At 41.0% G+C, this 12,930-nt stretch carries 12 protein-coding genes; 8 read left to right on the top strand and 4 right to left on the bottom strand.

The genetic code is table 11. The features are described 5' to 3' along the window. Window positions 1–43: 43 nt before the first annotated feature. Window positions 44–1,129, bottom strand: a complete 1,086-nt coding sequence (locus AB4153_RS17365) for a phosphotransferase (protein WP_371998234.1) — start codon at window positions 1,127–1,129, stop codon at window positions 44–46. Window positions 1,130–1,378: 249 nt separating this feature from the next. Between AB4153_RS17365 and AB4153_RS17360 the strand changes: the two genes are divergently transcribed. Further along, the gene (locus AB4153_RS17360; RefSeq protein ID WP_102527766.1) at window positions 1,379–1,639 is read left to right on the top strand and encodes a DUF5062 family protein; all 261 of its coding nucleotides are present in this window, start codon (window positions 1,379–1,381) and stop codon (window positions 1,637–1,639) included. Window positions 1,640–1,728: 89 nt separating this feature from the next. Here the strand turns inward: AB4153_RS17360 and AB4153_RS17355 are convergent, their stop codons facing one another. Then, complete coding sequence (locus AB4153_RS17355; protein WP_229370745.1) at window positions 1,729–3,558, bottom strand: mechanosensitive ion channel family protein; 1,830 nt, start codon at window positions 3,556–3,558, stop codon at window positions 1,729–1,731. Between the two features lie 483 nt (window positions 3,559–4,041). Here AB4153_RS17355 and AB4153_RS17350 point away from each other — a divergent pair, with 483 nt between their 5' ends. The 3 genes from AB4153_RS17350 (at window position 4,042) to AB4153_RS17340 (ending at window position 6,919) form a co-directional block, all read left to right on the top strand. After that, the gene (locus tag AB4153_RS17350; protein ID WP_102527768.1) at window positions 4,042–4,431 is read left to right on the top strand and encodes a DUF4345 domain-containing protein; all 390 of its coding nucleotides are present in this window, start codon (window positions 4,042–4,044) and stop codon (window positions 4,429–4,431) included. A 97-nt stretch (window positions 4,432–4,528) separates the two neighbouring features. Then, entirely contained in the window at window positions 4,529–6,031 is a 1,503-nt protein-coding gene (locus tag AB4153_RS17345) for an arylsulfatase (RefSeq protein WP_102527769.1), read from the top strand. 93 nt (window positions 6,032–6,124) lie between these two features. Continuing rightward, window positions 6,125–6,919 (top strand): hypothetical protein, encoded by a 795-nt coding sequence (locus AB4153_RS17340; RefSeq protein WP_371998233.1) that lies wholly within the window; start codon window positions 6,125–6,127, stop codon window positions 6,917–6,919. Between the two features lie 82 nt (window positions 6,920–7,001). Here AB4153_RS17340 and AB4153_RS17335 read toward each other — a convergent pair whose 3' ends face one another. Together AB4153_RS17335 and AB4153_RS17330 are read right to left on the bottom strand one after the other, a co-directional pair. After that, window positions 7,002–7,532, bottom strand: a complete 531-nt coding sequence (locus AB4153_RS17335) for a GNAT family N-acetyltransferase (protein WP_241906400.1) — start codon at window positions 7,530–7,532, stop codon at window positions 7,002–7,004. Window position 7,533: 1 nt separating this feature from the next. Continuing rightward, the gene (locus AB4153_RS17330; protein WP_371998257.1) at window positions 7,534–7,995 is read right to left on the bottom strand and encodes a cold shock domain-containing protein; all 462 of its coding nucleotides are present in this window, start codon (window positions 7,993–7,995) and stop codon (window positions 7,534–7,536) included. 262 nt (window positions 7,996–8,257) lie between these two features. On the opposite strand from AB4153_RS17330, the gene AB4153_RS17325 reads away from it, so the two are divergent. The 4 genes from AB4153_RS17325 to AB4153_RS17310 all read left to right on the top strand — a co-directional run bounded on the left by AB4153_RS17325 (window position 8,258) and on the right by AB4153_RS17310 (window position 12,833). Continuing rightward, window positions 8,258–9,559 carry a M20 family metallopeptidase gene (locus tag AB4153_RS17325; RefSeq protein WP_371998256.1) on the top strand — a complete coding sequence of 434 codons (1,302 nt, stop codon included), beginning with the start codon at window positions 8,258–8,260 and terminating at the stop codon, window positions 9,557–9,559. A gap of 104 nt (window positions 9,560–9,663) precedes the next feature. Continuing rightward, window positions 9,664–10,155: a peptidylprolyl isomerase gene (locus AB4153_RS17320; protein WP_153912574.1), complete on the top strand. Its 492-nt coding sequence runs from the start codon at window positions 9,664–9,666 to the stop codon at window positions 10,153–10,155. Between the two features lie 31 nt (window positions 10,156–10,186). Continuing rightward, window positions 10,187–10,978: an EcsC family protein gene (locus AB4153_RS17315; protein WP_102527774.1), complete on the top strand. Its 792-nt coding sequence runs from the start codon at window positions 10,187–10,189 to the stop codon at window positions 10,976–10,978. Between the two features lie 175 nt (window positions 10,979–11,153). After that, window positions 11,154–12,833 (top strand): FG-GAP repeat domain-containing protein, encoded by a 1,680-nt coding sequence (locus tag AB4153_RS17310; protein WP_371998232.1) that lies wholly within the window; start codon window positions 11,154–11,156, stop codon window positions 12,831–12,833. The last annotated feature ends 97 nt before the right edge of the window (window positions 12,834–12,930 follow it).

The following is a 12,930-nucleotide window of genomic DNA, read 5'->3' as shown; positions in this document are numbered from 1 at the left end:
GTGCAGCTAGATGCACTGTTGAGCGGTATAAAAAGAATGGTCGTTATTTAAGCTGATTGAGTGCTTTGAGCGTTAACGCTTCAGTGTAGGGATTAATTTTAACATGATTAGGACTCCAGCCTTTTACAAAACGTTGAAAATCAGCCCAAGCGATGGAGTAGAGAGGTCGCCAAGTCTGGACCAATGTGGTGGTACATATTTGGGGCTGATGCACTAAAGTACTGCTGACCAATGCGTTAAAATAATCATCCAGTAACCCAGAGATCTTTGCCTCACTTTCTGTAAATGTCAGTACACTACTGAGTAGCAGCGCCACATCCTTCATGCCACAACCCTTGCCTACATATTGAAAGTCCACTGCAGCCACTTGTTGGTGATTTGGGCTAAAACAGAAGTTAGCCAGCTTAGCATCGCCATGAACTAAGGTTTGAAAAGGGCTTTGTTTTAGTAGGGTATCGATTTGCCTGGCTGCGGCTTTTAAGTTCGAGTCGGCTAATGCTGCTAACTCATCTGGTCGAGTATCTAAATGCCAATAGGTCCCTTGCTGCCAGAGTTTTTCATGTAAGTGGTTAGTTACTTTTTTATCTTGTTCAGTTGAATCTAGGTGCTGAACATCAGGATTTTGAAATAGAAATTGGCCATGAAAACTCCCGAGCCATTTAAGGCAAGCTTTGATGGCGGTATCATCAGCTCGAGTGAGGACGTTGTTAAAACCAACAGTGGCTAAGTCCTCAAGAATCAATAAGCAGTCATCGCCATCTTGTTCTAGATATAAACATTTAGGCACCCGATTATCTTGGCTACATCGGTTGGCGTAATCTTGATACCAATGAAACTCTACCTGGTATGACTTTATCTTGCGCTGGTGAGAAAGGGCTGTATTCCATCCTTTAGGGTGCGATTGTGCTGTGGTGCTATCTTGTGGGTCCATCATAGGTAGCTTGATGTGTTTAACAATCACGCTGCCATATTCCGAACTACACAAGTGAGCTCTGAACAATTCGCCGTAACCACTCCAAAGCGATTGAATCAGTTCTATTTGAGTAATTGCTGTCGCACCAGTTTGTTGTTTTATGGTGTTGAGCACACTTGAGTTAATGCTTGAATTAATGTCAGTTTCGATATTCATTCGACGAAAATAATCTCTCTATGGTCGGTATTGATGTGGCATTGATACGACATTGAAACGGTATTGGCGTAGAAATGAGCTAAACACTACTCAATAAACAATTCAATAAATACTATTCAATAAATATTGAGCAAATTGTATGTTTAACCGCTGAATAAGTGAAATACTTCTCAAGACTTAGGGGTTATGCATTGAACTTTGAATTAAATAGCGTAATTTTAAGGTATTGAAACCGACTGGAGTTTGGATATGAAGCCAGGCAAAAATGATAGCAAGTTACTGAAACTCGCCATGGAAATTGGTGAGGGGTATGCGAAAAAAAGAGGTTTTAAAGATTTTGGTGTAGGTATTTCGCCAAAAGATAAAGTGGAATGTATTTATCGTTTACTAGTACAAGATGGCTTGATACAAGCACTTGCCGAAGACAAAGATGATGGCCCTAATAGAAAGCATAAATTGGTGTTATGGATTTCAAAACAGCTTCCTCCAGAGCATCCATTAATGAACTAAATGGTGGGCTGTCGTACTAAAAAGCCAAGCGTCTGCTTGGCTTTTTGAGTTTTATTTTGAGTTATCTTTCCATCAAGGCTGCTTCACCATCAAGATTTAGCGACCATCTCGTTATCTACTTCTAATTCTTCAGGAGATTTCAGTACATCTTTAGGCTTAGTCACGCTACCGACTGGCGGATAAGCCACACTATCTTTAAATCCTTCGCGGGTGTCTTCACTGTAATTTGGAAAGGGTAGCTCTTCTTCTTCAATAAGCTGGCGAATGGTTTGCTCTGCCTTTTGCTGCGCGTCGAGATCAGCAGGCACCGCATTATTGAGCACCACATTTTGCCCTACTGGTGCAATATGGATATCCAGTGTTTTCATAATGTTCAATAAGTGAAAATTCAAATCTTCGGCAATACCAAAATATTCATTGATGTCACCAGTATCAATGTAAGCATTGACGTTGACCACAAAAGCGTCACGTTCAATCGCTAAAAAACGTGCTCGCTGGGCGATTTCTAATACTCTTGGATGCGATAAAAGTAATTTACGTAATTCCATCAGCAGCATTTGTAACTGCTCTTTGGAAGTATCGAGGCTAATTCGCAAATCATGCTTATAACGGCGGCGATCGATCACTGAAAAGTTTTCTAATTCTTGGGATGAAAATACTGAGTTAGGGATATGCACTACGGTGCGGTCAAGCTTACGAATGCGGGTTGAGCGTAAGCCGATTTCTTCAACCACGCCTAAGGTTGTGCCAAAGCGGCAAAAATCACCGGGTTTAATCGGCCTTGCTGCATAGAGGGTTAATGCGCCAAAGACGTTCTCTAATGGTTTTTGTGCGGCTAATGCAATGGCTAAACTGCCAACACCTAAACCAGTTAGGATTGTCGCCATATTGTAGCCTGAACTTTCAAACCACATCAGCGCGATAATCACTACTATGACCATTTTAAGAATGGCTACCATAGGTCTTAATAAAGCCACACTGTAACTTTTATCTTGATCATGAAGTTGCTTAGACTTGTAAGCAGAATAAAGCTCAACTAAACCCAAAATCAAAATGGTATTGGCAAGGTAGAGTAAGGTGCTGTTATCAAACCAAACTCTTGCTCGCACAGATAATCCAAGTGCTAAAGCGACATATTGCAGTAATGATAAGTATAAGAACCAACGCAGACTGCGGCCACAAAATCGGCTTAACCCTGCAATACGAGGCTCGAAGTGTTTGGCTAGACTTTTGGCCGCGATACTAATTAGCCCAGTGCCTATCCAACCAAAAAATATGCTTAAACTGAATATGAGTAATTGCCAGTTTTCCATGTGAAAGGCTTTAAATTCAGGTAAGAAGTTTGCGAGGGTTTCTATTTGAGGACTGTAACCGTATTCGTCCCAGAGTTCAGGGATTTTGGCGACGGTAGCGTTAGATATTTTCCAAACTTTACCGCCTTTTCCATCTGGGACATGCTGCATATAAACAGGAATTGGGCCGGTATTGGTTTCAAGTACGCCCAGTAAATCTCGGTAACTTGGGAGCTTATCGTTTAAGTGTCCTGTTGCTTGATCGCTGATTTGCGACAAGTCGATGATATTTTGCTTGTTCCATAAAATGGATAGCTTTCGCAGTAATTCAGGGCCGTCTTCTGGATTAATGCCGTTAGGTAAATAACGTAAGTCGACAAATTCAGCCGCTGTTTCCCAATCATCTTGCTCAACCGCTTGGCTTATGGCGATTAATGTTGATAGTGGCGTTTCACCATCTCGGGCAAGTATCAACCCGCCTTGTGCTTCGGCAATGGCTTCACTGCGTTTTTCTGCCTCTGCGACTTTTTTGAGATTAATGTCATCAGCGGCAACAGCGTTAAAGGGGGCACAGTGGAGTGAAATGAGTAAAACAACAGAGAGAAGCCAGCGCCAATTGTGCATCATAATTTATCCCTAAAATAAGACCTGAAACACTTTCAAATATATGTGTTTTATCATCAGACTGCTAGCTCGAATTATCATAATTTTCACAAAGTTAGTTAAAGGTGGTTACATTTTTGCGGTTGATACTTTGCCACTTAAGGTAAAGCCACGCCTCCAGATAACAATTAATGCCTACAAGAAGCTGAGCATAGTGGTGTTTGTCGCAGGTTAAGTGGGTTATCTATTTCAGGCAGTTGTTCCTGATACCGTTCTTGCTGAAGAATAGCGACTTATTGAAAATAATAGACTTTTAATAATAGCTAAGTTGAATTTGATTAATGTTGAATCTTGCCTAGACTGAATCTACATAGCCTGAAACCACTAACACCCTGTAAAAACAAGAGCATCATTGTTTTAGCCAATACCAAACGCGACAAATTAAGTACGTTATCAGTTGAATGGAATCAAACTTAGACTCACAGAACAACATGGAGTTAATGAAGCATGAAAGCACAACAAATATTTTTACTTCTGGCGGCTGTAGGGCTCCTTCCTATCGCATTATCTTATGGTTTTTCTCCAGCTAATTCACTTTCATTTTTATTCGATATCAACGCAGAACCCATTAATGTGACTCATATTTTTCGCGCTGTAATGGGGCTTTATTTAGCCTTGGTGCTCTTTTGGGTGGCAGGTGCTTTAAAGGCATCCATCAGGCTTGCAGCTTTATACAGTTTGGTCGTGTTTATGCTTGGTTTAGCTGCAGGTCGTAGTTTGAGCTTATTCATTGATGGTATGCCACATTGGTTGTTGGTTGTGTATCTGCTGTTGGAAATTGGCTTTGGTGTAGTGGGCATTCAAATGATCAGAAAAACAGTATTAGAAGACGTTTAAGTTCTATCGCAAGTCTAGTGAGCTATTTGCTTATAAATCATAGCTTTTAATGTGTTAATTAATAATCAAATTGATGTTTAAACTAAAAGGTGACTGTATGAAAAGTATTGTTTCATGGGGAGTATTAACGCTATTCACTTTGGTCAGTAGCAGTGTATTTGCGGCAACGGATAAGCCAAATATATTTGTTATTTTTACTGATGATATTGGTATCTCAAACTTAAGTGCCTATCACAATGGCGTGATGAGTAGTGATACACCTAATATCGACAGTATTGCTGAAAAAGGCATTTTGATGACTGACTATTATGCTCAGCCTTCATGTACAGCAGGGCGATCTGCTTTTATGACAGGGCAACTTCCGGTGAGAACGGGAATGCATACAGTGGGCTTACCAGGCGGACCAGTAGGGCTGAATAAAAATACTCCTACTCTGCCAGAGATATTAAAATCAATGGGCTACATGACAGGCCAGTTTGGTAAAAACCATTTAGGTGATCGCGATGAGTTTTTACCTACAATGCATGGCTTTGATGAGTATTGGGGCTGGTTGTATCACTTGAATGCAATGGAATACACCGAAGACCCTGATTGGCCTACCGATCCAGCATTTCAATCATTTGCTCCTCGTAATGTAATCCATGCTAAATCAACAGGTAAAGGTAAGCAGTCTATTAAAGATGATGGACCGTTATCGATTGAACGTATGCGAACACTTGATGATGAAGTAAACAAACACACCATCGATTTTATTGAAAGAGCAGTCAAAGCCGATAAGCCTTTTTTTACTTGGTATTGCCCATCTCGAGGTCATGTTTGGACTCATTTATCGCCTAAGTACGAAAAAATGCTTGGCCAAAATGGCTGGGGGTTACAAGAAGTTGTCATGAAAGATTTAGATGACCATGTGGGTGAAATGCTAGCCAAAATGGAAGAACTGGGCATTGCTGATAACACCATCATTGTATTCACGGCTGATAATGGCCCTGAAATAATGACTTGGCCAGATGGCGGTATGACACCATTTCATGGTGAGAAGGGCACCACTTGGGAAGGCGGAGTAAGAGCGCCAATGTTAATTAGTTGGCCTGACAAAATTAAAGCGGGCCAAGTTAAAAATGGCATGTTTGATGGTATGGACTTTTTACCTACCTTGGTTGCAGCAGCTGGTGGTCCTAATGATCTGAAGCAGAAAATGTTGACGGGTTATAAAGGCTTTAAAGCCCATTTAGATGGTTACAACCAGCTGGGTATGCTGACTAAAGATGAGCCTTCGCAGCGTAAAGAGATATTTTATTACGAACGTGATCGCTTACAGGCTGTAAGAGTTGGTGATTGGAAGGCGCATTTTGTGGTACAGAATAATGGATGGTCAGGAGCCAAAGAAGAGTTGAATGCGCCGCTATTATTTAACCTTCGACGTGATCCTTATGAACGTGCCGCTGAAGAATCTGGCATGTATCTCAAATGGATGGGACAAAAAATGTGGGCATTTGGCCCAGCGCAAGCTGCTGTACAAAAGCATTTAGAGACGTTTAAAAAGTGGCCGCCAATGACAGCTGATATTGGTTCAGTTAATAGTGGTGGCGTTGGGAATTAAAGGCTTTTACTCTCTTTCAATGTCTGCTTTAAAGGGCCTATATAGCCATTTCGGTTGGGTTATATAGGTCTACATGTTAACAAGGAAGGTTTTATGAAGCTTAGAAAGTGGCTAATTGTTTGCAGTACTTTGTTGTCTACAGCGATAGGGTTTACGTCAATAAGCGTGTTTGCTGATGACGGTTTCTCGACAACAGAAGCATCATGGAAGCACAGCGTAGAGATTTACGGGTTAGCGCTGAATATACGTGGCGACACCACTGTCAACGATCAGAATCTTGAGGTCGATGTTGATCCGCAATTTATTATGGATACCCTTGAAATGACTGCTATGGTGCATTTTGAAGGAATTCATCAGAATCAGTGGGGCTATTACATTGATTATAGTTTCATGAAGCTCAATGGTGAAACCAATAACATAATAGATAACACTAACAATTTGGTGCTAAAAGGCGATATTGATATTCGCCAAGGCGTATTAGAAGCTAAGGGCTTTAAACGCTATGAATATGGCGATAGCACACTGGATTATACATTTGGACTGCGTTGGTGGGATAACGACATTGATATGCAGTTATACCGCAAAGACAATAATGCCATTTTCAGTGAGATTAACTTAGAAGATGACTGGGTTGATTATGTAATTGGTATTCGATGGATGAATCCAATTAATGAGGATTGGCTTTTTTATGTTAGCGCAGATGCAGGTTTAGGTACTGATACTGACTTCACTTCGTCGATTATGACGGGCGTTAGATACCAGATAAACACTTGGTCTGATTTAAATATTGGCTATAAATCAACCTGGGTTGATTACGATAATGAAGATAATTTTGCTTACGATACCGCTTCACAAGGTTTTCTCATTGGTTGGGCTGCGTACTTTTAGCGAGACTAAATAGCAGTCATGCTTAATCACGTATCCATAAGAGCTCGACTTAACCATGTCTGAGCTCTTTTTGTTTTTAACATTACTCAGTTGGTAATGGATTACCTTTTAGAGAAAGCGCATAGCGTAAAAGAGTAAAATCATCCTCTTGGTATTCTCGGATAAAGCTCATGCCCAATTTTTCAATGATATTCACTGAGCCAAGATTAAGGTTAACAACTTCGCCGTAAATAATATCTAAATCCATATGCTTCTTAGCATACTCAATACAGGCAAGGTTAGCTTCTGTGGCATAGCCCTTACCCCAAAAATCTGGGTGTAAGCGATAGCCGATATCGACAGCATTTATCCTGGAGTCATTTTTGAAACCGCAAAAACCAATCACTTGGTTAGTGGCTTTTAGCTCCACAGCCCAACGAGCAAAACCATATTTCTGATATTCTGCTAACCAGATGTCCTGAATAATGTTTTTCGCATCTTCGATGTTATTACACATGCCTGCATCGCCAGTGTAGCGGTTGACTTCTTCTGAATTAAACTCAAGCACAGCCTTTGTATCGCCAAGATTAAATTCACGAATGATTAGGCGTTCAGTTTCGATGATTATTGTCACTTTATTTCCTTGGCTCTTGGACTTTTGTATCTGCTCCTGATGCACCTGCTTCAGATGCATTAGTGATGTCATAGTAAGCTTGATAAGCAAATCGACCGATTGCGAGCACAATCAAAATAATAATGATCCGACTCATGGTGCCTGAAGCCGTGGTGGCTTTTTGCATCTTAATTGGACCTTTTTTCTTGATTGATTTTTGGCCCTGATGTGATTGATTCGTCTGTTGCTTGTCTTTGTTAGATTGAGTGCGAACAGCAACGCCTTCAATTTGTGCCTGAACAGCTTTTATTTTTCCATCAGCAAGTTGCTCTGTTACATATTCAATTCTGTCGCCAACATGTGGCTTTCTTGCCATATGCTTTAGGGTTGAAATATGAATAAAAACGTCTCTGTCACCTTCGTCTGGTTCAATAAATCCAAACCCTTTATTACTATTCCAGCGAACCAACCGACCAGTTTCCATTTTCACCAATGTTTTCCTTTTTGAGTGAGTGCATGTTTTAGCACACATTATAAAATTGCCAGCCACTATGCTAGGTTAATAACACACCTTAATAAATATAATTACTTAAGTGCTTACTCTTTGACGGCATATTGTTTTTTAAGCAATACCTTGACCACAAAAAGAACAACACGCCCTAGTAAACAAGGAAGATATCATGAAATTATCAGCAGGTTTTGCTGTAATACCGAAAGCGTTATCCATTTCACTTGCCGTGGCGACTATGATTGGTTCGAGCTCGATTGTTAGTGTCTCAGCTCAAGCTGAAAACTTTGATGCATCGGTAATGAAATCTATGCCGAAACTTGAGCAGCTTTATACTCATTTGCACCAATATCCCGAGCTGTCTTATCAAGAAAAAAATACCAGCGCTCGAATGGCAAAAGAGTTAAGCCAACTTGGCTTTGATGTGACTGATAACTTTGGTGGTTACGGTGTCGTTGGCATTTATAAAAATGGCACGGGCCCAGTGCTGATGATAAGAGCTGATATAGATGGTTTACCGATTATTGAGCAAACGGGTAAATCCTATGCTTCAAAAGTGACAACACTAGATGAGCACAACAATACCGTTGGCATAATGCATGGCTGTGGTCATGATATTCATATGACCAGTTTTATTGGTACCGCTGAGCAGTTGATGAAGCATAAAGCAGATTGGAAAGGCACCTTGATGATGGTGGCACAACCTGCAGAAGAAGTCGGCGGTGGTGCGAAAGCCATGTTAAAGCAAGGTTTGTTTAGTCAATTCCCAACCCCTGACAATGTCATTGGCTTACATGTCAGTGCAGGTATTCCAGCGGGTAAAGTGGGTGTGGTGAGTGGCTACGCTTTAGCTAATGTTGATTCAGTAGATATTACTATTAAGGGCAAGAGTGGCCATGGTGCTTACCCACATTTAACCATCGACCCCGTGGTGTTGGCAGCAAGAACGGTGTTAGCACTGCAAACGATACCAAGTCGAGAAGTCTCACCGCTTGAGCCTAATGTTGTCACTGTGGGCTCCATTCATGGCGGCTCAAAGCACAATATTATTTCCAATCAAGTAAAGCTGCAGTTAACGTTACGTTCTTATAATCCTGAAGTGCGTGAACAACAAATTGCAGCCATTAAACGTATTACTAAAGGCATTGCGATAAGCGCAGGTTTACCTGACGAGTTAATGCCAGAGGTTTATGTGCATGACGATGAAACCATTCCCTCAACTTATAATGAGCCGCAGCTTGCTGCCAAAGTGCAAGCCAGTATCGAAACTGAGTTAGGTAAACAAAATGTGGTGATTGCACCACCAGTGATGGCGGGTGAAGACTTTGGCTTGTATGGCCGTACAGATCAAAATGTGCCAATTACGTTATTTTGGCTAGGAGCTGTTGAACCTGGGGCTTATCAGGCAAGTCTTGATTCTGGTGAGGGCTTGCCGTCATTACACTCAAGCTTGTTTGCCCCAGATTATCCATTAACGATTAAAACGGGTGTGAGAGCGATGACTCGCACAGCAATGGATTTGTTTAACCAAAAACAATAGTTGTTGCTGAGCCAAGCATGCCTTGGCTAGACAAATAACGTTATAATATTGGCGATAAGCAGGATTAACCTTTTCTGCGATTACTTTGGATATAGATAAAAAATATGATTACCTTTAGCACTAATGTTGGCGATATTTGCATTGAGCTCGATATGGAAAAAGCGCCTGTGAGTTCAAAGAACTTTTTGCAGTATTGCGAAGAGGGCTTTTATGAGCACACGATTTTTCATCGTGTGATTAAGGGGTTTATGATCCAAGGTGGTGGCTTTACTGCCAAAATGAAAGAAAAGCCGACGCGGGATCCGATTGTTAATGAAGCCAATCGTGGCTTGAGTAATGTATTAGGTACCATTGCGATGGCGAGAACTGATGCGCCTCATTCAGCTACTGGGCAGTTTTTTATTAACGTCGGTGATAATACCTTTTTAGATCATACTGCGACCACCAACAATGGTTGGGGTTATGCAGTATTTGGTAAAGTGGTTGCTGGCATTGAAGTCGTTAAAGAAATTGAAAAAGTTAAAACGGCGACGATAGCAGGTCATGATGATGTGCCGAAAGAGGCTATCGTGATTGAAAAAGTTACCATTAGCTAAGAGGCTGCACTTGAGTTTGAAGGGAGTTAATTTGAGTCTATCTGAAGCTGATATATTGCAACTGACTCAAGCTAAGCAATTGCTTGAAAACCCAGGGCTTGCTGCAAAAATCACAGACTTTATTGGTACGCCAATTGAGAAAGGTTTTTCATTACTGCCTAAAAGTGTCAGTGGCGGAATTGGCAAAGTGACTCAAATGGCGCTGACTAAAGCATCAGATGCCGCGCTATTTACTATGAAAGAAGCGCCAGGTGAGCAGTCTTCTGATCGCTGGCATAAACTGGGTGTTGCTGTCAGTGGCGGAGTGGGTGGATTTTTTGGCTTATCTGCTTTAGCCATTGAGCTACCTATTTCTACTACTATCATGTTGCGGTCTATCGCAGATGTTGCTCGTAGCGAAGGCGAGCAACTTAATGATATTGAGACTAAGATGGCGTGTTTAGAAGTGTTTGCTTTAGGCGGGGAGTCAACTGATGACGATCAAGCTGAGAAAGGATACTTTGCCGTGCGCACAGTATTAGCAAACTCGATTGCTGAAACCGCTGAATATATTGCGGCTAAAGGCTTCAGTAAAGAAGCTGGCCCTATGATGGTTAAATTTGTCACCGTTATCGCTGAGCGTTTTGGCGTACAAGTCACTCAAAAGATGGCAGCTCAAGCTGTGCCCGCGATTGGCGCTGCGGGTGGCGCGATCATTAACACCTTATTTATCGATCATTTTCAAGACATGGCAAGAGGGCATTTCATTGTCAGGCGGTTGGAGCGAAAGTATGGTGGAGAGTCAGTGAGATTAGCCTACGATAGCTTGCTAATGACTGAGTAAATCAACAATGCTAGTCAATGAGATACGCTTGTATTGTGATGCTAATCTACCCCTCGATATCCTTCATACTTAAATCGTAACAATTATATCGTGTGAACTTTCATCAATCTTCGCTATCTTAATAATTAAGCAAACAATAATATTAATCGCTAATTGTTAAGGATAGGCTTTCAGGATGAATGTTTTTAATCGAGTGAGTTTGAATCAATTACTGCAATGCTGCACGGGTTTACTGTTAGTTGTGAGTGGCAGTGTCGTTAGTAACACCGCATTTTCTGATGAAATACCCTTTAAACCGCAATTTACGACTTTTCATATTGATGCCGATTTTGAACTGACTCAAGCTGTTGTCAGCGCCAATATATTGGAAAATCCAGGTAATGAATTAATTGCCTTAGGGGTTGATGATAACCACGACCGCTGGTTGGCTATTTATGGTTTTCAGCAAAATGAATTGGTGATGCTTGATAAAGTGTTATTGACCAAAGACATTTATAGTTTTGACGTCAATGAGCTTGAACAGAATACGTCTAAGTTATTATCAACTGAAACTTCAGATCAAGATGCTGAAAAAATGCAACAATTGTACTTTGTTACCGCAGACTCTTTGCTGCGCTTTGAAGAGTATCCAGCAACAGCAAACAATACTCTGCAACAAGACGAATTGAACTTGACTGATATAGACGATCCTTTATCCACCTCTGCTTCAAAAGTCCCCTCTAGTGCACTGATTAAAGTGGCTGATATAAACTCTATTGCGGTGACAAGCCGTGCTGATTTTATTTCCCGTGGGGAGTTTGTTAAAGATATCAATAACGACGATATCGCCGATATCATGATGAGTGACTTTAGAGATACTCAAGTGCTATTAGGCGCTGCTGATGGGACATTTATTCAGCAATCATTACCTTTATTACCTGTGGTTGAACTGAAAAATAATGGTGCTGAGTATAGCCATTCCAAGCTATATCACAGTGATATGAACTTTGATGGTCGTGACGATATTATTAAGGTAGGTGAAGGGTCGTTAGAAGTTTACTATCAACAAAACGATGGCCAGTTTTCAGCTATCGCTGAGTTCATATCCGTTAGTCAGCCAATCAGTGGTGTTGATTGGTGGAATAAGCGTGATGCTTATGGTAAGAATTTAGATCAAAGTGATTTGCTATACCGAAAAGTAGAGCGCATTGGCGATGTTAACGGTGATGGTGTAACGGACTTAGTTGTACGCTATACCAAAAGTTCAGGGGTATTTGAACGCAGCAATGACTATGAAATTTACCTTGGCGTAAAAGGCGATGACAGTATTTCTTTCCCTCGTGAGGCAGATACGATTATTAAGGCTGAAGGTACCCTGACTGGATTACGCTTTGATGATATTGATAACGACAATATTGATGAAGTGATTGTGGCTGGGTTTGATATCAGCATTTCTCAAATTATCAGTGCGCTACTTTCAGGCAGTATTGATCAAGACGTGCATGTTTTTAAAATGAACGAGTCGAGTCGTTTCGGCGCCAAAGCCAATGTGATTAAAGAAGTAGAGTTAAATTTCAGTTTAACTTCAGGTCAAAGTGGTGAACCCGTAGTGGCGTTAGCTGACATTAATGGTGACGGTTTTAAAGAGTTACTGCTTTCTGATGATAACGATGCACTGGATATTTATTATGGTCAGGCTGGCAATAATCCGTTTATTAAAAGGGCTGAAGAGTGGCAAATGACTATACCGGTCGAAGGCTCAATGTTATCTGCGGTCGATATTAACCTTGATGGCAAAGAAGATTTATTATTAAGGTTTGGTAAGCAAGATCCTGAGAACTTACAGCGTAGATTTAGTGTGTTGTTAGCAAACTAATCGTAGTGCTAAAGATCAACACGCCTTAGTAAGCACTCTTTAATTCACTTAACTAGTCATAGTAGCCAGTTTCCTTAACCATTAAGGATACTGGCTT

This window comes from Shewanella sp. 10N.286.52.E4 (assembly GCF_041468785.1).
Taxonomy (GTDB): domain Bacteria; phylum Pseudomonadota; class Gammaproteobacteria; order Enterobacterales; family Shewanellaceae; genus Shewanella; species Shewanella electrodiphila.
Note: the sequence above shows the minus strand (reverse complement) of the source record. Positions and strands in the feature narration are given on the sequence as shown.

Bases quoted from the DNA above. Each gene is read 5' to 3' on its own strand.
- AB4153_RS17365 (WP_371998234.1), bottom strand. From the start codon at position 1,129: ATGAATATCGAAACTGACATTAATTCAAGCATTAACTCAAGTGTGCTC.
- AB4153_RS17350 (WP_102527768.1), top strand. From the start codon at position 4,042: ATGAAAGCACAACAAATATTTTTACTTCTGGCGGCTGTAGGGCTCCTT.
- AB4153_RS17360 (WP_102527766.1), top strand. From the start codon at position 1,379: ATGAAGCCAGGCAAAAATGATAGCAAGTTACTGAAACTCGCCATGGAA.
- AB4153_RS17340 (WP_371998233.1), top strand. From the start codon at position 6,125: ATGAAGCTTAGAAAGTGGCTAATTGTTTGCAGTACTTTGTTGTCTACA.
- AB4153_RS17310 (WP_371998232.1), top strand. From the start codon at position 11,154: ATGAATGTTTTTAATCGAGTGAGTTTGAATCAATTACTGCAATGCTGC.
- AB4153_RS17325 (WP_371998256.1), top strand. From the start codon at position 8,258: ATGATTGGTTCGAGCTCGATTGTTAGTGTCTCAGCTCAAGCTGAAAAC.
- AB4153_RS17355 (WP_229370745.1), bottom strand. From the start codon at position 3,558: ATGATGCACAATTGGCGCTGGCTTCTCTCTGTTGTTTTACTCATTTCA.
- AB4153_RS17320 (WP_153912574.1), top strand. From the start codon at position 9,664: ATGATTACCTTTAGCACTAATGTTGGCGATATTTGCATTGAGCTCGAT.
- AB4153_RS17330 (WP_371998257.1), bottom strand. From the start codon at position 7,995: ATGGAAACTGGTCGGTTGGTTCGCTGGAATAGTAATAAAGGGTTTGGA.
- AB4153_RS17345 (WP_102527769.1), top strand. From the start codon at position 4,529: ATGAAAAGTATTGTTTCATGGGGAGTATTAACGCTATTCACTTTGGTC.